General features: G+C 59.8%; 19 protein-coding genes and 1 riboswitch. Of the genes, 13 read left to right on the top strand and 6 right to left on the bottom strand.

Annotated elements, in window-relative coordinates:
• Positions 1 to 11: 11 nt before the first annotated feature.
• The 3 genes from AOC04_RS18270 to AOC04_RS18260 form a co-directional block, all read right to left on the bottom strand.
• Positions 12 to 824, bottom strand: a complete 813-nt coding sequence (locus AOC04_RS18270; RefSeq protein ID WP_060695827.1) for an aldo/keto reductase — start codon at positions 822 to 824, stop codon at positions 12 to 14.
• Entirely contained in the window at positions 821 to 1,996 is a 1,176-nt protein-coding gene (locus tag AOC04_RS18265) for an NAD(P)/FAD-dependent oxidoreductase (protein WP_060695824.1), read from the bottom strand. The genes AOC04_RS18270 and AOC04_RS18265 overlap by 4 nt, the downstream gene beginning before the upstream one ends.
• Before the next feature lie 249 nt (positions 1,997 to 2,245).
• Positions 2,246 to 2,578 carry a DMT family transporter gene (locus AOC04_RS18260; protein WP_060695822.1) on the bottom strand — a complete coding sequence of 111 codons (333 nt, stop codon included), beginning with the start codon at positions 2,576 to 2,578 and terminating at the stop codon, positions 2,246 to 2,248.
• A 164-nt stretch (positions 2,579 to 2,742) separates the two neighbouring features.
• Here AOC04_RS18260 and waaA point away from each other — a divergent pair, with 164 nt between their 5' ends.
• A complete protein-coding gene (gene waaA / locus AOC04_RS18255; RefSeq protein ID WP_060695819.1) occupies positions 2,743 to 4,020 on the top strand; it encodes a lipid IV(A) 3-deoxy-D-manno-octulosonic acid transferase in 1,278 nt (425 codons plus the stop codon).
• Positions 4,021 to 4,102: 82 nt separating this feature from the next.
• On the opposite strand, the gene AOC04_RS18250 is transcribed toward waaA, so the two are convergent.
• Complete coding sequence (locus AOC04_RS18250; RefSeq protein WP_060695817.1) at positions 4,103 to 5,539, bottom strand: TolC family outer membrane protein; 1,437 nt, start codon at positions 5,537 to 5,539, stop codon at positions 4,103 to 4,105.
• Positions 5,540 to 5,720: 181 nt separating this feature from the next.
• Positions 5,721 to 5,826: riboswitch (TPP riboswitch) on the top strand.
• Positions 5,827 to 5,980: 154 nt separating this feature from the next.
• On the opposite strand from AOC04_RS18250, the gene thiC reads away from it, so the two are divergent.
• Positions 5,981 to 7,870 carry a phosphomethylpyrimidine synthase ThiC gene (thiC, locus tag AOC04_RS18245; protein ID WP_060695814.1) on the top strand — a complete coding sequence of 630 codons (1,890 nt, stop codon included), beginning with the start codon at positions 5,981 to 5,983 and terminating at the stop codon, positions 7,868 to 7,870.
• 113 nt (positions 7,871 to 7,983) lie between these two features.
• Entirely contained in the window at positions 7,984 to 9,258 is a 1,275-nt protein-coding gene (cytX, locus tag AOC04_RS18240; protein WP_060696987.1) for a putative hydroxymethylpyrimidine transporter CytX, read from the top strand.
• Positions 9,259 to 9,332: 74 nt separating this feature from the next.
• On the opposite strand, the gene AOC04_RS18235 is transcribed toward cytX, so the two are convergent.
• Positions 9,333 to 10,079, bottom strand: a complete 747-nt coding sequence (locus AOC04_RS18235) for an RsiV family protein (protein WP_060695809.1) — start codon at positions 10,077 to 10,079, stop codon at positions 9,333 to 9,335.
• A 221-nt stretch (positions 10,080 to 10,300) separates the two neighbouring features.
• Here AOC04_RS18235 and AOC04_RS18230 point away from each other — a divergent pair, with 221 nt between their 5' ends.
• From AOC04_RS18230 to AOC04_RS18190, 9 genes are all read left to right on the top strand, one after another.
• Positions 10,301 to 10,918: an NUDIX domain-containing protein gene (locus AOC04_RS18230; protein WP_060696986.1), complete on the top strand. Its 618-nt coding sequence runs from the start codon at positions 10,301 to 10,303 to the stop codon at positions 10,916 to 10,918.
• Complete coding sequence (locus tag AOC04_RS18225) at positions 10,909 to 11,361, top strand: DUF1249 domain-containing protein (RefSeq protein WP_060695806.1); 453 nt, start codon at positions 10,909 to 10,911, stop codon at positions 11,359 to 11,361. Before AOC04_RS18230 ends, AOC04_RS18225 begins: the two co-directional genes overlap by 10 nt.
• Before the next feature lie 98 nt (positions 11,362 to 11,459).
• A complete protein-coding gene (gene cpdA / locus AOC04_RS18220) occupies positions 11,460 to 12,275 on the top strand; it encodes a 3',5'-cyclic-AMP phosphodiesterase (RefSeq protein ID WP_060695804.1) in 816 nt (271 codons plus the stop codon).
• 76 nt (positions 12,276 to 12,351) lie between these two features.
• Entirely contained in the window at positions 12,352 to 12,960 is a 609-nt protein-coding gene (locus AOC04_RS18215) for a YqiA/YcfP family alpha/beta fold hydrolase (RefSeq protein WP_060695802.1), read from the top strand.
• A 52-nt stretch (positions 12,961 to 13,012) separates the two neighbouring features.
• The gene (gene parE / locus AOC04_RS18210) at positions 13,013 to 14,917 is read left to right on the top strand and encodes a DNA topoisomerase IV subunit B (RefSeq protein WP_060695800.1); all 1,905 of its coding nucleotides are present in this window, start codon (positions 13,013 to 13,015) and stop codon (positions 14,915 to 14,917) included.
• Positions 14,917 to 15,897, top strand: coding sequence for an esterase-like activity of phytase family protein (locus tag AOC04_RS18205; protein ID WP_060695797.1), 981 nt, complete (start codon positions 14,917 to 14,919; stop codon positions 15,895 to 15,897). The genes parE and AOC04_RS18205 overlap by 1 nt, the downstream gene beginning before the upstream one ends.
• Entirely contained in the window at positions 15,894 to 16,415 is a 522-nt protein-coding gene (locus tag AOC04_RS18200) for a retropepsin-like aspartic protease family protein (protein WP_060695795.1), read from the top strand. The genes AOC04_RS18205 and AOC04_RS18200 overlap by 4 nt, the downstream gene beginning before the upstream one ends.
• Positions 16,416 to 16,426: 11 nt before the next feature.
• Positions 16,427 to 18,691, top strand: coding sequence for a DNA topoisomerase IV subunit A (parC, locus tag AOC04_RS18195; RefSeq protein ID WP_060695794.1), 2,265 nt, complete (start codon positions 16,427 to 16,429; stop codon positions 18,689 to 18,691).
• A gap of 176 nt (positions 18,692 to 18,867) precedes the next feature.
• Positions 18,868 to 19,569 (top strand): PqiC family protein, encoded by a 702-nt coding sequence (locus tag AOC04_RS18190; RefSeq protein ID WP_171970592.1) that lies wholly within the window; start codon positions 18,868 to 18,870, stop codon positions 19,567 to 19,569.
• A 131-nt stretch (positions 19,570 to 19,700) separates the two neighbouring features.
• Here the strand turns inward: AOC04_RS18190 and AOC04_RS18185 are convergent, their stop codons facing one another.
• The gene (locus AOC04_RS18185; protein ID WP_060695789.1) at positions 19,701 to 21,239 is read right to left on the bottom strand and encodes an AhpA/YtjB family protein; all 1,539 of its coding nucleotides are present in this window, start codon (positions 21,237 to 21,239) and stop codon (positions 19,701 to 19,703) included.
• 132 nt (positions 21,240 to 21,371) lie between these two features.
• Here AOC04_RS18185 and serB point away from each other — a divergent pair, with 132 nt between their 5' ends.
• Positions 21,372 to 22,586 carry a phosphoserine phosphatase SerB gene (serB, locus tag AOC04_RS18180; protein ID WP_060695787.1) on the top strand — a complete coding sequence of 405 codons (1,215 nt, stop codon included), beginning with the start codon at positions 21,372 to 21,374 and terminating at the stop codon, positions 22,584 to 22,586.
• Positions 22,587 to 22,609 lie beyond the last annotated feature (23 nt).

Here is a 22,609-nt window from a genome sequence, read left to right as displayed (position 1 = left end):
CATCGGCGGCTTCAGAGGTTACGCAGAACCTGCGCAACAGTTGCCACGTTATGGGCCAGGTGCAGCGGATTGATGGTGCCGACAATAGCACTGGCAACCCCGGGATGGCCAAATACCAGTTCGAAGCTGGCGCGCACCGGATCAACTCCCGGACTCAGGCAAACATGACCGCTGGCCAGGGCTTTTTTAACCAGAATCGCTTTGCCATGGGCGGCCGCGTAATCAATGACGGGGCGTTCGGCTTGTTCATTGAGGTTGTAGGTCACCATTGCGCAGTCGCCGGTTTCCAGGGCTTTTAGCCCGCCTTCGACGGTTTTCCCCGACAGGCCGAAACCGCGGATTTTACCCTCGCGCTTCAGCTCGGCCAGGGTCTCGTAGACTTGCGATTCGTTGAGGATCGCAAGGTCATTGCCATCTGAATGCACGAGTACCAGATCGATAAAATCCGTTTCAAGGCGTTGCAGGCTGCGTTCAACTGAACGCCGCGTATGGGCGCCACTAAAGTCGTGGCGTGATACGCCGTTATCGAATTCTTCGCCGACCTTGCTGACAATCACCCAGTCCTGACGCTGGCCCCGCAGCAGCGGGCCAAGCCGCTCTTCACTGCGGCCGTAGGCGGGGGCTGTATCGATCAGGTTGATCCCTAAATCCCGGCTCATCTTGAGCAGCATTTTCGCTTCGCCATCATCCGGGATCTTGAAACCGCTGGGGTATTTAACCCCTTGGTCACGCCCCAGTTTGACGGTGCCCAGGCCCAGTGGCGAAACCAGCAGGCCGGTACTGCCCAATGGGCGATGAAGGTCGTGCAGGGTTGGCTGGCTCATGGCAACAGCTGCTCCCACGCTGTTTCACCCAGTGGCGGGCGCGCAAACTCAGGCAGGGCAGGCACATTGCCTGGCTTGATACCGTCATTTTCCAGCGCACTGATGACCCGGTCCGCGAAGTCGGGTGCCAGCGCCAGCTTGGTTGGCCAGCCGACCAGTAAACGGCCCTGATCGGCGAGGAAAGCGTTGTCGGGGCGTACCAGCCCGGACTGCGCAGGCTCGGCGCGATTGACCCGCAGCGTGGCCCATTGCGCCTGACTCAGATCGATCCATGGCAACAAATTGCCCAGTTCTTTGCGTGCAACGGCGATTTGCTCTTCAGAAGTGCGCGCCACACCGTCTGCTTCGGCGATGTCACCGCCCAAATACCAGACCCATTCGCCATTGGCTGCCGGGTGCGTGGTCACGGTAATACGTGGCTTGGGGCCACCGCCCAGACAATGGGCATACAGAGGTTTGAGGCTTGGGCCCTTGACCAGCACCATGTGCAGCGGTCGCAGTTGTTGCGCCGGGACACTGATCCCGGCACTGGCCAACAATTCGGCATTGCCGGCTCCGGCGCTGAAAATGATGCGTTGGGCATGAATCTCGCGCCCGTCGATCCGTAGGCCGATCAGCTCGTCATTCTCAATCACCGGTTCAATGTTCTGGCCTGCCAGCAAACCATCGCCCGCCAGCTCGGCCAGGCGCTCAATCAGGCTCGGGACGTCGACCACCAGTTCGGACAGGCGATAGACCTTGCCCTTGAATCGGGGGTCTTGCAGGGCAGGAGGTAATTGATCGCCTTTGACCTGATCCACACGTCCGCGTACGGCTTTGCTGGCGAAGAAGCTGGTGAGGTTGCCGGCCAGGGTGCCGGGTGACCACAGGTAGTGGGCTTCGGAGAGCAAGCGTACGCCGTTCAAGTCCAGCTCGCCGTTACCGGCAAGGGCTTCGCGCCAGCGTCGGGGCATGTCGGCAATAGCTTCCGAGGCGCCGGTCAGCGCGCCATGCAGCGCGTACTTCGCCCCGCCGTGGATGATGCCCTGGGACTTTACAGTCTGCGCGCCACCAAGCGTCCCGTTCTCGACCAGTACCGTGGAAAAGCCCAGGCGGCGCAGGCGGGCATTGAGCCAGAGGCCTGCAACACCAGCGCCGACAATCAGAACGTCGGTGGAAATAACGGATGGCATGGTCGACCTCAGCGTTCAAAGACAAGGCTGGGAGTATACAGCCTGATCCGGACTCTGACTTTTTGTGGGCGTTGAGGATTTATGGGGGCTTGGGTCTGACTTATTGGGGGACGGATCTGTAGTCGCTGCCCAAGGCTGCGAAAGGGACCGTGGGGTCGGTATAAAACAGACCGTAGCGTCCGGTATAAAACGGCTTGCTTCGCAAGCCTTCGCAGCCTTCGGCAGCGACTACAGGTGGTAACGGGCGGGTCAATGCCCCGCTGTTTTCGAGAATAGCTGGATCACCACCACCCCGAGCACGATCAAACCCATGCCGAGCATGGCCGGTACATCGAGTTTTTGACCATAGATGAACAGCGCCGCGATGCTCACCATCACAATCCCCAACCCGGCCCAGACGGCATAGGCCACACCCACCGGGATCGTACGCACCACCAGGGTCAGCATCCAGAATGCGGTGGCGTAACCGGCAATCACCAGAATCAGTGGCAACGGTGTGCTGAAACCTTTGATCGCCTTCATGGAAACGGTAGCGATTACTTCGGCGCAAATGGCGATGGCCAAATAGTAGTAGGCATTCATGGTGGAGTCCTGAGGGGTAGTGCGGGGCAATTTAACAGCAAGCCATTCTAGAGAGTGTAAAAGTGTATTGCGTTTTGATTGCGACAGACGCCGCAGACATCTCGACATGACCAGCCCCCCGGGTGCCATTATGGGCAATCCTTTTTCAAGTAAACTCCGCGCCCATGAATAGAACTCTCTACACCTTGCTGTTTCATCTGGGGCTGCCACTGGTGGCGATTCGCTTATGGCTGCGGGCGCGCAAGGCGCCGGCCTATGCCAAGCGTGTGGGCGAGCGCTTTGCGCTGAATCATGCGGTGCTGCAGCCGGGCGGGATCTGGGTGCACGCGGTATCAGTGGGCGAGAGTATCGCTGCCGCACCGATGATCCGGGCGTTGCTCCTGCGTTATCCACAGATGCCGATTACCGTGACGTGCATGACCCCTACCGGGTCCGAGCGGATCCAGGCCATGTTCGCCAACGAGCCGCGGATTCAGCATTGTTACCTGCCTTACGATTTGCCCTGGGCTGCGGCGCGCTTTCTGGACCGGATACAGCCCAGACTTGCAGTGATCATGGAAACTGAACTGTGGCCTAATCACATCCACCAGTGCGCCAGGCGCGGGATTCCTGTTGCACTGGCCAATGCGCGGTTGTCGGCCCGTTCGGCCAAGGGCTATGCACGGTTCGCCAAACTGACCCGGCCGATGCTCGAAGAGATGAGCCTGATTGCTGCACAGACCGAAACCGAAGCCGAGCGCTTTCGTCAGTTGGGTGCCCGTCCCGAATGCGTTGAGGTGACGGGTTCAATCAAGTTTGATCTGAGTATCGATCCGCAGTTGCTGATCAGGGCCGGCGAATTGCGTGAGCACTGGCAAGCGCAAGATCGCCCGGTATGGATTGCCGCGAGTACCCATGAAGGCGAAGACGCGATTGTGCTCGCGGCCCATCGTCAATTGCTGGCCCGTCACCCCGACGCCCTGCTGATTCTGGTACCGCGTCACCCTGAGCGCTTCAATTCAGTGTTTGAGCTGTGCCAGCGCGAGGGTTTTACCACCGTGCGCCGCTCAAGCGGCGAGCGGGTCAGTGCCGGGGTACAGGTGCTGTTGGGCGACACCATGGGCGAGTTGCTGTTTTTGTATGCGCTGGCCGACAGTGCATTTGTCGGTGGCAGCCTGGTTCCCAATGGCGGGCACAACTTGCTGGAGCCGGCAGCCCTGGCCAAACCGGTACTGAGCGGGCCCCATCTGTTCAACTTCCTCGAAATTGCCGCGCTGTTGCGCGAGGCCGGTGCACTGCAAGAGGTGGATGACGCACAAGGATTGGCAGTTGCAGTACAACGCCTGTTTGAACTGCCGCAAGATGCGCAGCGCATGGCCGAAGCAGGACTGAAGGTGATGCAGGCCAATCAGGGCGCACTGCAGCGCCTGCTGGAGGGGTTGGGGCGACTTCTCAAAGGGTGATCCGGTTTTGCGTTGGGCGGCACTGACCCGGGCAGTGCCGCTGCAAGCCTGCAACCTTGCTTGTGCAGGTTGCAGGCTTTTTTCAATTACCCGGTGAACGCATGTTGGCTTCTGCGGCCTGGGCCAGATCCGGTGGCAGGAAGTCCTTGTCCGGGTTGTAGTCAGCCTTCAGATAGCGTGACAGCGCTTCGAGATCGCCCGGGTTCAAGGTGCCCGCAGCCTGTTTGAGTCGCAGGTTGTCGAGGATGTAGTCATAGCGCGAATTGTTGTAATCGCGCACCGAGGTGTAGAGCTGACGTTGGGCATCAAGCACGTCAACGATGTTGCGCGTACCGACCTGATAACCGATTTCTGTGGCTTCCAGCGCACTCTGGTTGGAGATGATCGACTGTTTGCGCGCTTGTACCTGCTCGACATCGGTATTGACCGCGCGGTGCAGGTTGCGGGTGTTTTCGACCACCTGGCGGCGCATCGATTCACGCTGTTGTTCGGTCTGGTTCAGCCGTGAGTAGGACTCACGCACTTGCGAGCTGGTCAGGCCGCCGCTGTAGATCGGGATGTTGAGCTGCAAGCCGATGCTGCGTTGCGACACATCCCCGCTGTAGTGCTGCTGCAACGCGTTAGGGTTGCTCAGACCAAAGCCGTCGTTGTCGCCGGTTTTGTATTGCGCCACTGCATCCAGGGTCGGCGCGTGACCGGCCTTGCGCTGTTTGAGGGTTTCTTCGGCAGCTTCCACCGCGAAGTTGCTGGCCAGCAGATTGAGGTTTTGTCTGGCGGCGGTGTCGACCCAGGCCTTGGCATCATTCGGCGTCGGCGGCAGGATCGGCAAGGTGTGACGCATGCCCTCAATCGAGTTGTACTGACGGTTGGTCAGGGTAATCAGCGCTTCAAACGCATCCGCCACCTGGCGCTGCGCCAGGAGCCGGTTGGCCCGGGCCGTGTCATAGCTGGCTTGAGATTGCAGCACGTCGGTCTTGTCCGACAGCCCCACATCGAAGCGCTCGCGGGACTGGTCCAGCTGGCGCTTGAATGCAGCTTCTTCAGCCTTGGTCGAGGCCAGAGTGTCCTGTGCGCGCAGTACCGAGAAGTATGAATTGGCGGTTTGCAGTATCAGATTTTGCTCGGTGGCCGACAGTTGCAGTGCAGCCTGTTCATTGACCGACTCGGCAGCTTTTAACTGGAACCAGCGATCGGCGCGGAAAAGCGGCTGAGCCAGGGTGGCCTGGTACACCACTGCACTGCGTGTGGTGGTCAGTGACGGCTGATCAATGGAGGTGCGCACACTGGTCGACTCGGCTCCCCCCGACAGGTTGGGCAGCAAACCGGCACGGGCCTGGGGCACGACTTCCTTGCGAGCATCGTAATCGGCGCGGGCTGCAGCCAGATCGGCGTTATTGTCGACGGCTTCATGGTAAACGCTGACCAGGCCGTTCTGGCTGGATAGAGGCGCTTGTGTATCCAGCGCCATTGCATTGGTCGCCCAGGACACGGCGATAGCCAGTGAGAGTTTGCGCAGCATGAGCGATCCCTAGTTCAATAATGCGAAAAATAAAGGCCCGAGGCCGTGTTCCGACGCTCGTGGTTTCAAGACGTAGCGAGTGTAGTAGTGGTGGCACCTTGCAACAATCCCGATCTTGCGCCTTTCATCACGCGGCATATTTCGGAGTTGGCGTTCTGCGTCACTCTTCTCTAGACTGGCCACGTTCTTGTCGGGGTGCCTTGCTATGAGGCTGAGATCGAATAATTTCGGATCCCGTTGAACCTGATCAGGTTAACGCCTGCGTAGGGAACAAGATTTCTCGTCTCCCGGCGAGTCCTCTTGAGTGCCGTCCGGGATCGATTGTTCAAAAAGTGATCAATCGTTCGAGGCCATCACTCAGCATCCAGTCCTTGGGTGCCTCCGTGCTTTTTTCAGGTTCTACCTCCGACAATCCGCCTGGATGCAGTCTGGAGAGCCGTGATGAGTACAAAACCAAAAAACGCGATCAATCTCAGTGATTCGGCCAAGGTCGACGAGCAATCGGTCAAGCCTTTTACCCGCTCGCAAAAAGTCTACGTACAGGGTTCGCGCCCGGACATTCTGGTGCCGATGCGTGAAGTCAGCCTGGATGTCACCCCCACTGATTTTGGCGGTGAAATCAACGCGCCGGTATTGATCTACGACACCTCTGGCCCGTATACCGACCCGTCTGTGCAAATCGACGTGCGCAAAGGTCTGGGTGATGTGCGTTCGGCGTGGATCGATGACCGTGGCGACACCGAGCGCCTGCCGGGCCTGAGCTCCAACTTCGGGCAGATGCGCCTCGACGATGCCGAGCTGAACAAGCTGCGTTTCGCCCACGTGAAAAACCCCCGTCGGGCCAGGGCCGGGGCCAACGTCAGCCAGATGCACTATGCGCGTAAGGGCATCATTACCGCCGAGATGGAATACGTCGCCCTCCGCGAAAACATGAAGCTGCAGGAAGCGCGGGCTGCCGGTTTGCTTGATCAGCAGCACCCGGGTCACAGTTTCGGCGCCAGCATCCCGAAAGAAATCACTGCCGAATTTGTGCGCGAAGAGATCGCCCGCGGTCGCGCCATCATCCCGGCCAACATCAACCACGTTGAACTGGAACCGATGATTATCGGGCGTAACTTCCTGGTGAAAATCAACGGCAACATCGGCAACAGTGCGCTGGGCTCCTCGATTGAAGAAGAAGTGGCCAAGCTGACCTGGGGCATTCGCTGGGGGTCGGACACGGTCATGGACTTGTCCACCGGCAAACACATTCACGAAACCCGCGAGTGGATCATCCGCAACTCGCCGGTGCCCATTGGTACCGTGCCGATTTATCAGGCGCTGGAGAAGGTTAACGGCGCGGCCGAAGACCTGACCTGGGAGTTGTTCCGCGACACCCTGATCGAACAGGCCGAGCAGGGCGTTGACTACTTCACCATTCACGCCGGTGTGTTACTGCGCTACGTACCGTTGACCGCCAAGCGGGTGACCGGGATTGTTTCGCGCGGTGGTTCGATCATGGCCAAGTGGTGCCTGGCGCACCACAAGGAAAACTTCCTCTACACCCATTTCGACGAAATCTGCGAAATCATGAAGGCCTACGACGTCAGCTTCTCCCTGGGTGATGGCCTGCGTCCGGGCTCGATTGCCGACGCCAACGATGCGGCGCAGTTCGGTGAGCTGGAAACCCTGGGCGAGCTGACCAAGATCGCCTGGAAGCACGACGTGCAGTGCATGATCGAAGGTCCGGGCCACGTGCCGATGCAGCTGATCAAAGAGAACATGGACAAGCAGCTTGAGTGCTGCGACGAAGCGCCGTTCTACACCCTTGGCCCGCTGACCACCGACATTGCGCCGGGTTACGACCACATCACCTCGGGCATCGGTGCGGCCATGATCGGCTGGTTCGGATGCGCCATGCTGTGTTACGTCACGCCCAAGGAACACCTGGGGTTGCCGAACAAGGATGACGTGAAGACCGGGATTATCACCTACAAGATTGCGGCCCACGCGGCCGACCTGGCCAAGGGACATCCGGGGGCGCAAATCCGCGACAACGCCTTGAGCAAGGCGCGCTTTGAATTCCGCTGGGAAGACCAGTTCAACCTCGGTCTGGACCCGGACACGGCCCGTTCTTACCACGACGAAACCTTGCCCAAGGATTCGGCCAAGGTCGCCCACTTCTGTTCCATGTGCGGACCTAAATTCTGCTCGATGAAAATCACCCAGGAAGTGCGTATCTACGCGGCTAACCAGCGTATCGAGGCGGTGGATGCAGAAGTTGCCCAGGGCCTGGCGGACCAGGCCGAGCGCTTCAAGCAGGAAGGCAGTCAGCTTTACAAAAAGGTGTGATGTAAACCTTCTGGCCAAGTCGCCGGCCAGCCGGCTCCCACAATGATTGCGCCAATATTGTGGGAGCCGGCTTGCCGGCGATTGCGATCGTAAAAAACAAACGTCCCTTTGAGATTCATTCCTTGAACACACCCGGCACCTACTCCCCTGACATTGCGGTACCCGGCGACAAGCGCGTCTTCGGCGCCCGTGATCTGTTTTCCCTGTGGTTCTCCCTCGGCATTGGCCTGATGGTGCTGCAGACCGGCGCCTTGCTGGCACCGGGCCTGGGCCTTTCAGGGTCATTGCTGGCAATTTTTTTCGGCACGCTGGTGGGCGTGGCCTTACTGGCTTCGGTCGGGGTGATTGGCTGCGACACCGGGCTGTCCTCCATGGCAGCCCTCAAGCTCAGCCTTGGTACCCGGGGCGCCATGCTCCCGGCCATGCTCAACGTGCTGCAGCTGATCGGCTGGGGCTCGTTTGAAATCATCGTGATGCGCGACGCCGCAAGCTTGCTGGGCGCCCGCGCGTTCAGCGAAGGCAGCGTGCTGAGCAGCCCGATGCTGTGGACGCTGATCTTTGGTGCCCTGGCCACCTTGCTCGCCGTCAGCGGGCCGTTGACCTTTGTGCGCAAGGTCCTGCGCAAATGGGGCATCTGGCTGCTGTTGGCAGCATGCCTGTGGCTGACCTGGAACCTGCTCGCCAAAGCCGATCTGCCTGCACTGTGGGGGCAAAAGGGCGATGGGTCGTTGCCGTTTGCACTGGGTTTTGACATTGCCATCGCCATGCCGCTGTCGTGGCTGCCGTTGATCGCCGACTATTCACGCTTCGGCAAACGTGCCAAAAACGTATTCGGCGGCACTGCGCTGGGCTTCTTTATTGGCAACTTCTGGTTAATGAGCCTGGGGGTGGCCTACACGCTGGCGTTCGCCCCGAGTGGCGAAGTCAATGCGTTGCTCTTGGCGCTGGCGGGTGCGGGGCTGGGGATTCCGTTGTTGCTGATCTTGCTCGACGAGTCGGAAAACGCTTTTGCCGACATTCACTCGGCGGCGGTCTCCAGCGGGATTTTGTTGCGCATCAAAGTCGAACATCTGGCGCTGACGATTGGCGTGATCTGCACGCTGATTGCCTGTTTCGCGCCGTTGGCCCAGTACCAGAACTTCCTGCTGTTGATTGGATCGGTGTTTGCGCCGCTGTTTGGCGTGGTGCTGGTGGACCACTTCATCCTGCGCAAGCGCAGTGCCCAAGTGACCGCCACACTGTTTCGCTGGTCGACCTTGCTGGCCTGGTTCGGCGGGGTGGTGACCTATCACCTGCTGGCGAATCTGTACCCGGATGTGGGCGCGACCTTGCCGGCCTTGTTGCTGGCCGGGTTGCTGCAGTGGGTACTGGGACGTAACAAATTCTGACATCTGACCGTAGGAGCGGGCTTGCTCGCGAGCTGTGAAGCTATTGAAAAGCTCGCTCCTACAGTGGGCGGGGGTTAGCCGCGGGCCGGGATCCACTCGGGTTTCAGAATTCCGTTCAGGCGCGAGTAGGGGATCTTCAACTCCACATGCCCTTCAGAGTACGGCGCAATGCTGTACACGTCGTATTTGAGGGCCACGTTGTCCTTGAGCAGTGCCACATTCGGGGTTTGCTGGAACGGCCAGTTTTTCACGAACTCCGGGTCGCTGCCGTGATTGCTGCTGATCAACCAGTTGTTGTGCGCCACTTTGACGGCGCCCCAAAAGGCTTGCTCCTTGCCCGGCAGCAGCATGTCCTGCAGGGTCACTTCTTTCTGCTCTTTGGCCGAGTAGTTGATAAAGCCACGTCCTGGCATGCCATGGGCGCCGCCCGTATCCAGATAACTGGACAGCTCGATGATCACCAGACCGTCATGCTGCTCGCGTACTTTTGCCTGCAGGTAGGTGCTGTTGCGGCTGGGGGCCGTGCGCAAAAACTGCTCGCGGTAAGCATTGAGCGAAGGCGCCAGTTTCTCGTCGGGTGAGTTGACGGTCATTTTCAACAAGCGGTTTTCGATCAGGGCATCGAGTTTTGGAGCGTCTGCAAAGTGCACGGTCTCGATGTTGACCAGTGGGCACTCCATACCGCTGCATCCGGCTTTGACTTGCTCGGAGGCGTCCGCAGTAAAGGCCAGCGGTTTTGGCGCGGACGGCTGGAACATGCTCTGACAGGCACCCAGGGTCAGGGCGATACAGGTCATGGAGGCAAATTTTAAAAGCGACATGGTCGTCCTTCATCAACGAAAGAAAGTTGCAGATTATGGGGGTTCGACTGCCCGCAGGGGAGTCGGTTCGCCACTAAGCTCAAGAGTGTCAATTAGAGAGGGTTTGCAGGCAATCCGTCTATCCCCGCGTCATAAAAGGGGCTGCATCCTTGACCGCAGGCGCGTTAGGATGCCCGATGCCGTGGGCAACCCCGGTGAAATTCGCCAGCAAGAGGTTTTCCATGACTGACATCACCAAGGCCACGCCAAGCGCCACAGAGATCATAAAACGCGAAGAGTGTTTTAAGGGTTTCTACCAGCTTGACCGCGTCCATCTGCGCCATGAGTTGTTTGCTGGCGGTATGAGTCGTGAGATCAGTCGCGAAGTGTTTGTGCGTCACGATGCCGTGTGTGTGCTGCCATATGATCCGCAGCGCGATGAAGTGGTACTGATCGAGCAGTTTCGCGTCGGTGCCATGGGCAAGGCCCAGACCCCGTGGTTGATCGAGCTGGTGGCCGGACTCATCGACAAGGTCGAAGAACCTGAAGAAGTCGCTCGTCGCGAAGGTGAAGAAGAGGCCGGGCTGACGTTCTCCTCCCTGTGGCCGATCACCCGCTACTTTCCGTCGCCCGGTGGCAGCACCGAGTTTGTGCATCTGTATCTGGGCCGTTGCAGCACCGTGGGTGTTGGCGGATTGCACGGGCTGGAAGAAGAAGCCGAAGATATCCGGGTGACAGTCTGGGCCTATGAAGATGCCCTGCAAGCCGTACGCGATGGACGTATTTCCAATGCAGCGAGCATTATTGCCCTGCAATGGCTGGCGCTTAATCGCGCTGAAGTGAGGGGGTTATGGTTGTAATTGCACGTCGTGAACGATACCGGGTCGATCTGATTGGCTTGCAGGCTGCCTGCGAGGCCAATTACGCCCGGCTGATGCGGTTGTTGCCCGATATGCGCGAGCAACCGAGTGCCCGGCGGATTGCCGTGACCCAGGGTGACCAGATGCTGGGGGTGCTGACCCTTGAGGTGATCCAGGACTGCCCTTACACCAGCACGTTGCGGGTGCGTCAGGAGCACAGCCTGCCCTGGTTGCCGGTACCCGAACTGCAAGTGCAGGTGTACCACGATGCGCGCATGGCCGAAGTCATTGCGGCCGAGCATGCGCGGCGCTTTCGCAGTATTTACCCGTACCCCAACGTGGCCATGCACCAGCCCGACGAGAAAGCCCAGCTCAATATATTTTTGGGTGAATGGCTGAGCCATTGTCTGGCATGCGGGCATGAATACGCGGAAGTTCGTTAGACGTACTATCTGTTTGAGCTCGCTCGCGATCTTTTCAACCCGACAGTTCGCGAGCACACTCGCTTTTACCGCTCAACTTTTCTCCCGGGGTAGCCTCCTTGCCGAATGTATCCACGCTGACCACCGAAGACCCGGTGCTGCTGGTGCAACTGACCGACAGCCATTTGTTTGCCGAGGCCGACGGTTCGCTGCTGGGCCTCAGGACCGCAGACAGTCTGCAGCAAGTAATCGATCTGGTTCGCGCCGAACAGCCGCAGGTTGATTTGCTGCTGGGCACCGGTGACCTGGCCCAGGACGGCAGCGTTGCGGCTTACCGGCATTTCCGGGAACTGACCGGGTCGCTGTGCGCCCGGGCGCGCTGGATTCCCGGTAACCATGATCATGTGCCCAATATGTACGAAGCCGCCGTGCAAAGCCGTTTGCTGGACCCGGTGGTTGATCTGGGCAACTGGCGCATCACCTTGCTGCATTCGAACGTGGACCAGAAAAGCCACGGTTATCTGGAAGACAGTCAACTCCAGTTGCTGGCGCAGTCGTTGAGCGAAGCGCCTGACCTTCATCATCTGATCAGCCTGCACCACCATCCAGTGCCGGTGGGCTGTGAGTGGATTGAGCCGATCGGGCTGCGCAACGCCAGCGAATTCTGGAAGGTGCTCGATCGTTATCCACAGGTGCGTGGCGTGCTGTGGGGCCATGTGCATCAAGAGTTTGATCAGCACCGCAATGGCGTGAGGCTGCTGGCATCCCCTTCGACCTGCGTCCAGTTCACCCCCGCCAGCCCTGATTTCAAGGTCAGCAGCGAGGCGCCAGGTTATCGCTGGCTGCGCCTGCAGCCTGATGGCACTTTGCAAACCGGGGTGTCGCGCATCCCCGACTTCGTCTTCGAACCCGATTACAGCGCCAACAATTACTGAGTTGCCCCTGAGTCAGGCTAAACTGCGCGTCTTTATTGATGTTGTGACGGCCAAATCTGTACTCGGGAGTGATTGCATGTCCGGTTCCATCTTGTATATCCACGGCTTCAACAGTGCTCCTGAGTCCAGGAAGGCCACGCAGTTGATCTCGGTAATGCAGCGCATGGGTCTTGGCGATCAGCTCCGGGTGCCGGCCTTGCATCATCACCCGCGCGAAGCGATGGCGCAGTTGACGGCGGCAATCAACGAGATGGACCGCCCGTTGCTGGTAGGCAGTTCACTCGGCGGCTACTATGCGACCTGGTTGGCCCAACAGCATGGGCTCAAAGCCTTGCTGGTCAATCCGGCCGTCAGCCCGCATCGGATGTTCGACGGTTATCTGGGCACGCAAACCAACCTTTACAGCGGCGAAACCTGGGAACTGACCCTCGATCATGTACAGGCCCTGGCCGAGCTTGAAGTGGCGGCGCCCCAAGACCCGCAGCGGTATCAGGTGTGGTTGCAAACAGGCGATGAAACCCTGGACTACCGTTACGCTGAAACCTATTACCAGGCCTGTGCCTTGCGGATTCAGGGCGGTGGCGATCACAGTTACCAGGGGTTCGCGCAGCAACTGCCCGCGCTGTTGAGTTTTGCCGGGATTGGCGCCCAGCAGTATCAAACCATCGACTTTGCGGCCCTTTAAGGCGCCCGTCGAATGGCCCTTATTTTTCATTTACGACTAACGACGAGACCCTATGGCCACTCCCAGCGCTAGCTCTTATAACGCCGACGCCATCGAAGTCCTCTCGGGCCTCGACCCGGTGCGCAAACGCCCCGGCATGTACACCGACACCAGTCGGCCCAACCACCTGGCCCAGGAAGTCATCGACAACAGTGTCGATGAAGCCCTGGCCGGCCATGCCAAATCGGTGCAAGTCATTCTGCATGCCGATCACTCGCTGGAAGTCAGCGATGACGGGCGCGGCATGCCGGTGGACATTCACCCCGAAGAAGGCGTGTCAGGCGTCGAGCTGATCCTTACCAAGCTCCATGCGGGCGGCAAGTTCTCGAACAAAAACTACCAGTTCTCCGGCGGCCTGCACGGCGTGGGGATTTCGGTGGTCAACGCGCTGTCGACTCTGGTCAGGGTCAAGGTCAAACGCGACGGCAACGAGTACCAGATGACCTTCGCCGATGGCTATAAAGCCACCGACCTGGAAGTTGTAGGTACCGTCGGCAAGCGCAATACTGGAACCAGCGTGTACTTCGCCCCGGATCCGAAATATTTCGATTCGCCCAAGTTCTCGGTCAGCCGTCTCAAGCACGTGCTCAAGGCCAAGGCCGTATTGTGCCCGGGGCTGCTGGTCAGTTTTGAAGACAAGGGCACCGGCGAAAAAATCGAGTGGCACTACGAAGACGGTCTGCGCTCCTATCTGGTTGATGCCGTCAGCGAATTCGAACGCCTGCCGGATGAGCCGTTCTGCGGCAGCCTGGCGGGTAATAAAGAAGCCATTGACTGGGCGCTGTTGTGGTTGCCAGAGGGCGGCGACAGTGTCCAGGAAAGCTACGTCAACCTGATCCCCACGGCTCAGGGCGGGACTCACGTCAACGGTCTGCGCCAGGGCTTGCTCGATGCCATGCGTGAGTTCTGCGAGTTCCGCAGCCTGCTGCCGCGGGGCGTCAAGCTGGCCCCCGAAGACGTGTGGGAGCGCATTGCGTTCGTGCTGTCGATGAAAATGCAGGAACCGCAATTCTCGGGCCAAACCAAAGAGCGTCTGTCGTCCCGTGAAGCGGCGGCTTTTGTCTCGGGTGTGATCAAGGACTCCTTCAGCCTGTGGCTCAATGCCAACCCCGAGCTGGGCATGCAACTGGCCGAGTTGGCGATCAACAACGCCGGGCGCAGGCTCAAGGCCAGTAAAAAGGTCGAACGCAAGCGCATCACCCAGGGGCCGGCGTTGCCGGGCAAGCTTGCCGATTGCGCCGGGCAGGACCCGATGCGCTCCGAGCTGTTCCTGGTGGAGGGTGACTCCGCTGGCGGTTCTGCCAAGCAAGCCCGGGACAAAGAGTTTCAGGCAATCCTGCCGTTGCGCGGCAAGATTCTTAACACCTGGGAAGTCGATGGCAGCGAAGTGCTGGCCAGCCAGGAGGTGCACAACATCGCGGTGGCCATCGGGGTTGATCCGGGCGCGGCCGACATCAGCCAGCTGCGCTACGGCAAAATTTGCATCCTGGCCGACGCCGACTCCGACGGTTTGCACATTGCGACCTTGCTCTGTGCATTGTTCGTGCAGCATTTCCGGCCGTTGGTGGACGCCGGCCACGTGTACGTGGCCATGCCGCCGTTGTACCGGATCGACTTGGGCAAAGAGATTTTTTACGCCCTGGACGAAGCCGAACGCGATGGCATCATCGACCGGCTGGTTGCCGAGAAGAAGCGCGGCAAACCTCAGGTCACGCGATTTAAAGGCCTGGGAGAAATGAACCCGCCACAGCTGCGTGAAACCACCATGGACCCGAACACCCGGCGTCTGGTGCAGCTGACACTTGACGATTACGCTGCCACCTCCGAAATGATGGACATGCTACTGGCCAAAAAACGCGCCGGTGACCGCAAGTCCTGGCTCGAGTCCAAAGGCAACCTGGCGCAGGTACTGGCCTGATGCGCATTGCCTTGATGGCGTTGCTTTGTGTGGGTGCAGCACCGGTAATGGCTGATACATGGCCCGAACTGGCGCTGCAGTCCGAGCATCCCGTAGAAGGCATGCGCGGCGCCAACCTGTCCGGGCTGGCGCTGTGTCTGGGAGAGTTGTGGGCGGTTTCTGACCGCGATGATGATCAGATTTACCGCCTGGATCAGCACTTTGCCGAGTGGCACGCCGAGGCGCTGACGATTGATGTCCCGCCGCCGCCTGAAAGCGGCTTGCCGTGGGGCGTGCGCATGATGAGCAAGGCCGTCAGCCCGTTGCGCGGTGGTGATCTGGATTTCGAAGGGATCAGTTGCGACGACGCGGGCAACCGCTTCGTGGTCAGTGAGGCCCATGCCGCGGTGCTGCAAATTCCGCAGATGGGGGCGCCTGCATGGTTGAAAATCGACCCGGCGCTGGTACGCCAGGCGCGTGCCAGCGGCATGTTGCTGCATTTTAATGCGTTATTTGAAGGGATCGCCGTCAACCCGCAGGGCAACCAGATTTGGCTGGCGGCCGAGCGCGAGCGGCGTGGTTTGCTGACGATCCGCAAAAAACAGAGTGTGTGGGACTGCGAAGGCGGCTGCGTGTTGATGAGTGAGGGCGGCCTCGAACAGCCGCCACCTCAACTCAAGGTCAAGGCGCAACAAAAGGACTTCGCCGACCTGGCGCTGTTCGAGGGCAAACTGTTTACCCTCGAGCGCATGGCCTATCGCATTTGTCGTCGCACCCCGAGCACGGGTGAAGTTGAACGCTGCTGGTCATTTGCCAATGATGCGTTGACCGCTGGCCGGCTTTACAAGAGTGCGTATGGCAATACCGAGGCCCTGAGTCTTGACGCCAAAGGCGCCTGGATCGGTGTGGATAACGGCAATCATGTGCGTGCCGATGGCGAGAAGCGCCCCGTTGTCTGGCGTTTTGCTGCCCCGCAAGGCGGCTGGAGTGCCGGGTCATGAGCCGCCAGCCACCGGGCAAGGGCGTAGGACGGGTCTTCATGATCGTGGCCTGGTGCGCGGGCCTGTATCTGGCGACGCAATTTTTTGGGCGCTGGGAACAGCGCCAGGCCAACCCCAACGCTGAGGTCACCTCTGAGCAGGGCGAGGGTTATATCGAAGTCAAACTGCTCGGCAACGCGCAGGGTCACTTCGTCGCCAGTGGCCGTATCAACAACGTGCCGGTGGAATTTTTACTGGATACCGGGGCTACCGATGTTGCGGTTCCGCTGGAGTTGGCCAGGCAACTGGCATTGCCCAAAGGCATGCCGGTGACCCTGAACACCGCCAATGGCCGCACCCAGGGCTATCAGACCCGGATCGACCGCCTGCAACTGGGTGCCATTGTGCTGCGCGACGTACGCGCGGTGGCAGCGCCCGGGCTTGAAGGCGAACAGATACTGCTGGGCATGAGTGCCCTGAACAAACTTGAATTTACCCAGCGCGGCGGCACCATGCTGCTGCGCCAGACAACGAACTGAATGAGGTCCGCATGAGCGACTCCCTTGATCTCAGCCTGGACGGCGTAGAACGCCGGTCACTGGCCGACTTCACCGAACAGGCCTACCTCAACTACTCCATGTACGTAATCATGGACCGGGCCTTGCCGCATATCGGCGACGGCCTCAAGCCTGTTCAACGGCGCATTATCTACGCCATGAGCGAACTGGGTCTGGATGCAGACTCCAAGCACAAAAAATCGGCGCGTACCGTTGGTGACGTACTCGGCAAGTTCCACCCCCACGGTGACTCGGCGTGCTACGAGGCCATGGTGCTGATGGCACAGCCGTTCAGCTACCGCTACACCCTGGTCGACGGGCAAGGCAACTGGGGTGCGCCGGATGATCCCAAGTCATTCGCCGCCATGCGTTACACCGAAGCGCGCTTGTCGCGCTACTCCGAAGTGCTGCTCAGCGAACTGGGTCAGGGCACGGCCGACTGGGTGCCCAACTTTGACGGCACCCTCGACGAACCTGCAGTGTTGCCGGCCCGTTTGCCGAACATCCTGCTCAATGGCACCACCGGCATCGCCGTGGGCATGGCCACTGACGTGCCGCCGCACAACCTGCGCGAAGTCGCGACTGCCTGCGTACGCTTGCTTGACGAGCCCAAAGCCACGGTAGAGCAACTGTGCGAGCACATTCAGGGGCCGGATTACCCGACCGAAGCCGAAATCATCACCCCGCGCGCCGATCTGCTGAAGATCTATCAGACCGGTCGTGGCTCGGTGCGCATGCGGGCCGTGTATCACATTGAAGATGGCGACATCGTGGTCACGGCGTTGCCGCACCAGGTGTCCGGCGCCAAGGTGCTGGAGCAGATCGCCGCGCTGATGCAGGCCAAGCCGACCAAACTGGCCATGGTCACTGACTTGCGCGACGAATCTGACCACGAAAACCCGTGCCGCATCGTGATCATCCCGCGCAACAACAAGGTCGATCTCGACGAATTGATGCAGCATTTGTTTGCTGTGACCGATCTTGAGTCCACTTTCCGCGTCAACATCAACATCATTGGCCTGGACGGCAAACCGCAGCTGAAAAACCTGCGTGCCTTGCTGGTGGAGTGGCTGGAGTTCCGGGTTCACACTGTGCGCCGCCGCTTGCAGTTCCGCCTTGATAAAGTCGAGCGCCGCCTGCACCTGTTGGACGGTTTGCTCACGGCTTACCTGAACCTCGACGAAGTGATCCATATCATTCGTACCGAGGAGCACCCCAAAGCCGAGCTGATTGCGCGCTTTGCCCTGAGCGAAACCCAGGCCGATTACATTCTCGACACGCGCTTGCGCCAACTGGCCCGCCTTGAAGAGATGAAGCTGCGCACCGAGCAAGACGCGCTGCGTAAAGAACAAGCCAAACTGCAAACCTTGCTGGGCAGCGAAGCCAAGCTGAAAAAGCTGGTGCGCAGCGAGTTGCTGGCCGACGCCGAAACCTATGGCGATGACCGTCGTTCGCCGATTGTGTCTCGCGCTGAAGCCAAAGCCTTGTCGGAAAACGAGCTGGTGCCGACTGAAGCGGTCACGGTTGTGTTGTCTGAAAAAGGCTGGGTACGTTGCGGTAAAGGTCACGACCTGGATGCGACAGGGCTGTCCTATAAAGCCGGGGACGGCTACAAAACCGCTGCTGCCGGGCGTTCCAACCAGTTCGCGGTGTTTATTGATTCCACCGGGCGCAGTTATTCGGTACCGGCGCACACTCTGCCGTCGGCCCGTGGCCAGGGCGAGCCGTTGACCGGCCGTCTAACACCGCCGCCGGGCGCGACGTTTGAGTGTGTGTTGTTGCCTGAAGACGACTCGCTGTACGTAATCGCCTCCGATGCCGGTTACGGTTTTGTGGTCAAGGGTGAAGACCTGCAAGCCAAGAACAAGGCCGGCAAGGCGCTGCTCAGCCTGCCAAAAGGTGCGCAAGTGATGCTGCCGCGACCGGTGACGGATCGCGAGCATAACTGGCTGGCGGCCGTGACCACTGAAGGCCGTCTGTTGATCTTCAAAGTCAGCGACCTGCCGCAGCTGGGTAAAGGCAAGGGCAACAAAATCATCGGCATTCCCGGTGATCGCGTCGCCAACCGCGAAGAGTATGTGACGGACATCGCCGTACTGCCGGACAACGCCACGCTGGTGTTGCAGGCCGGCAAACGCACCTTGTCGCTCAAGGCTGATGACCTGGAACATTACAAAGGTGAGCGTGGCCGGCGCGGGAACAAGTTGCCGCGAGGATTCCAGCGCGTGGATGCTTTGCTGGTAGAAGTGCCCAATTAAGCCTGTTTAATGCGTCCGATCTTCGATTTATCGCGTAGATCGGCGCAACGGCGCTGGAGTCGCGCCTGATATTCGCGGATGATATGCCGCTCTTACGACATGGTGCGTATGAATATTCCTAAAATTCTTCAGAATCACACTGCGGCGCGCCAAACGGCGGCCCCCTGGATGGAATGATGAACGTTCTACGTCTTCCTTTAATTGCGCTATTGACCGGTATGCTTGGCCTGGCGGGGTGCAGCACGCACCAGCCAGCTGCTCTGTACCAACTGGACAGTGGCACTCCCGGCCAGCCCAAGCAAAGCGCGGGCATGGCTGTGGTGCTTGGCCCCGTGACCGTGGCCGATTACCTGCAACGCGAAACCCTGCTGCAACGCCAGGCCGATGGCAGCCTGAATGCGGCCACCGATGGTCGTTGGGCTGGCAGCTTGTCGTCAGACATTGATCAGTTGTTGTTGCGCCAGGTTGCCTGGCGCCTGGACAGCCAGCGTGTCGTTCTGGCACCGGCCCCTGCGGGCTTCAGCCCGGACGTGCAAGTGCTGTTGTCGATCACCCGTCTGGACTCCGGTAAAAATCAGCCGGCAATTCTGGATGCGCAATGGCGCTTGATCGACCGGCGCGGCCAGGTTCGGGATAACCGCATGGTTCATCTGGAGCAGCAGCACGACGGCAGCACGGCAGCCCAGGTCAAGGCCCAGGGCGAGTTGTTGCAACAGTTGAGCAAGCAATTGGCAGTGGCGCTTGCCCCGCTGGCCAATCAGCCGCCGCTGGTTGAGCTGCACAAGCCTGAAGCCAAGCCGGCCCCCAAGCAGACGGAGAAGCCGAGAATTCCCATGGCTTCACCGATACGTACTGACATGGAAGTGTTCCGCTTCTGAGTCAGTTCACACAATAAAAAACGCCGCTTACCCGGAAATGGGAAAGCGGCGTTTTTTTTGCCCTGCCTTTGTAGGCGCGAGCTTTTCAGCGCATGGCTCGCGAGCAAGCTCGCTCCAGCAGGGGGTGGCCTCTATACGCGGTTCTCATGCATTCGTGCCAACTGGCGCTCGAGCATGGACGGGTAGGGCTCCATCAGCCGCTCAACGCAGCAGGCACCTTCGGGGCTGGCGATAGGGCGGATGCGGGCGCGTTGACGGATCAGCGGGTCATCACTGATCTTGCGCTCCACCAGCAGCAAGTTGCGGCTGTGTTGCGACAGGGCCAGGGCGTCCTGTGCGGTTTCGGTCAGCAATAGATCGATCTGGCTCAGGCCGTTCAGGCCTTCGCCCAGTACCAGGCCCAGTTGCAATTGCAGGGTGATGCCGCTGTCCGCAACTTCGATCTGCAAGGCGTGACCCAGGGCCCGAAGCAACTCGCCGCAGCAGATAGCATTGGTCAGGTAGTCGTCGCCGCTGTCTTCGCTATGGAACAGCATCAGGGTGCTGCCGTCGTTCAGCGTGTGCAGCTCGCTCTGGTACAGCGAGGCAGCCTGGTTAAGGCAGTCGCGATAGCGCTCGAGCAACTCCATCAGACGGGCGCGGGGCAAGCGGCGCAGTTGTTCTTGCGCCCCCAGTTGCACTGCCAGTACAGCGCTCGGTTGTGGCGTGGCCGGCTGGGCTTTGGCCAGGGCTTTTGGCGCCGCGGCGGTAGTTGAGGTGTCGCGCAAATCAGCGAACGGGTCTTCTTCGCTCTCGTCTTCTTCGGTGCTTATCACTTGCCGTGGCGCTGCTTTGGGAGCGGGCGCGGGCGGTGTTTCATCGAAATCCGGATTGCTCAGGTTGCGTACTTCGAATGTCGGCTCGTTGTCTTCGGCGTCTTCGTAATCGCTGTCGTCGTAGTCTTCTTCCTGCTCGGGCTCTGGCTCCGGCTCTGGAGCAGGCGGGGCCAGCCGGCTGTGGAGCTGGCGCGCCAGATCACCGATTTCATCCTGGCGGGTAATCGCCGGGGTGTAAGGGTCCGGTTCGCGCAGCCATACCCGCAACTGCAACAGGGGCGTGGTGATATGGCGACCCAGACGCAGGCTCAAGGCCAGCGCCAGTGCGAGCAGAATGGCGCTCAAAATGCCCATGCTCTGCAAGCTGATGGTCATCGGCTGCTCGAACTGGTTCATGTCCAGGCTGATGCGCAGATGCCCGGCGGTCACATCCTGAAAGGTGATTTTGGTCTGGTAAACGCCCTGGGTTTCGCCCAGCAGACCGTTCTTCGGGCGTTGCCCGGCTTCGGCGAGGATGCGGTTATCGACGCTATAAATAGCGGCGTGCGCCACCAAGGGGTTTTTGGTCAGGTTGTTGAGCAGCACGTTGAGGCTGAGGATGTCGTTGGACACCAGCAACTCGGTCGCCGAGGTGGCTGTTTGGGTGGTCAGGCTCTGACCCAGCGCATCGGCTTGTTCGTGCATGGCCTGTTTGAATTGCAGGCCCATCACCACCGCATAAATGACCAGCGCCAACGCGACCAGAATCACGTTGTGGGTGGCAATACGCAGAGCAATCGGAACGCGACGATCGCGCAAGGCCCGGAAGATCAGCAGGAAGAAATTATCGTTTTTGACAGGCAATGGCCGGTTCACTGAGCGCGGCTCTTAGTCCGTTAAGTTGGAGCGCAGTATAACGAGCAGCCCCGGGGCGGCAAAGCCTTGGCGATGCCCGATGGTCACTGAAAGTAGGTAGAATGCGGTTTTTTTAGCGAATGGGGGTGTGCCTTGCGCGAAATCGTCCTGATAAACATCACGGGTGAGGACCGTCCGGGTCTCACTGCGGCCATTACCGGCGTACTGGCCAGCAATGGTGTGAACATTCTCGACATTGGTCAGGCCGTCATTCATGGCGTTTTGTCGTTGGGTTTTCTGGTTGAAATTCCGCAAGCGGAACAGGTGTCGGCGGTACTCAAGGACCTGCAGCCCCTGATCGCTAAAGAGGGTCTGCAACTGCGCTTTGACCCGATTACCGAGGATCACTACCAGCGCTGGGTCAATGAGCAAAGCCAGCAGCGTCATGTGGTGACGTTGATGAGCCGCCAGGTGACGGCCTATGAACTGCAGCGCGTGACATCGGTGATCAGCCAGCACGGGTTGAACATCGAGCAGACGGATCGCCTGTCGGGTCGTGTACCGCTGGATGCGCCGACGCAACTGAGCAAAAGCTGCATCGAGTTGCGTGTATGCGGTGGCCCCACCGATCTTGAAGCCTTGCGTGCGGCATTCTTTGGTCTGGCCCAGGAGCTCAATGTCGACATCGCGTTGCAGGAAGACACCCTGTTCCGTCGCCATCGTCGTCTTGCGGTCTTTGACATGGACTCGACCCTGATCCAGGCCGAAGTCATCGACGAACTGGCAAAAGCTGCAGGCGTGGGCGAGCAGGTATCCGCCATCACCGAGCGTGCGATGGCCGGTGAGCTGGATTTCAAGGCCAGCTTCAAGGAGCGCATGGCGCTGCTTAAAGGTCTGGACGTCAGCGTGCTGGACTCCATCGGTGCATCGCTGCGCCTGACGGAAGGCACCGAGGTGCTGTTCGCCGAGCTCAAGCGTCTGGGTTACAAAACTGCCATCTTGTCGGGCGGCTTTACCTACTTCGCCAAGCAATTGCAAGCGCGGCTGGGTATCGACTACGTGTTTGCCAACGAGCTGCAGGTGGTCGACGGAAAAGTCACCGGGGTGGCGGTTGAGCCGATTGTCGATGCACAGCGCAAGGCTGACTTGCTGCGAGAGCTGACGATCAAGGAAGGGCTGTTACTGGAGCAGACCATTGCGGTCGGTGATGGCGCCAACGATCTGCCAATGCTGGCGATTGCCGGTCTGGGTGTAGCGTTTCGCGCCAAGCCGCTGGTAAAACAGTCGGCCCGCCACGCGATTTCGACCCTGGGTCTGGATGCCGTGCTGTACCTGCTGGGCCAGCGCGACCGTAACAGCCAGGGCTAACGAAGCCCTGCAGGAGCGAGCTT

The sequence above is a fragment of the Pseudomonas versuta genome (assembly GCF_001294575.1).
Taxonomy (GTDB): Bacteria; Pseudomonadota; Gammaproteobacteria; order Pseudomonadales; family Pseudomonadaceae; genus Aquipseudomonas; species Aquipseudomonas versuta.
The sequence above is the reverse complement of the archived record's forward strand: the minus strand, read 5'-3'. Positions and strand labels throughout refer to the sequence as shown.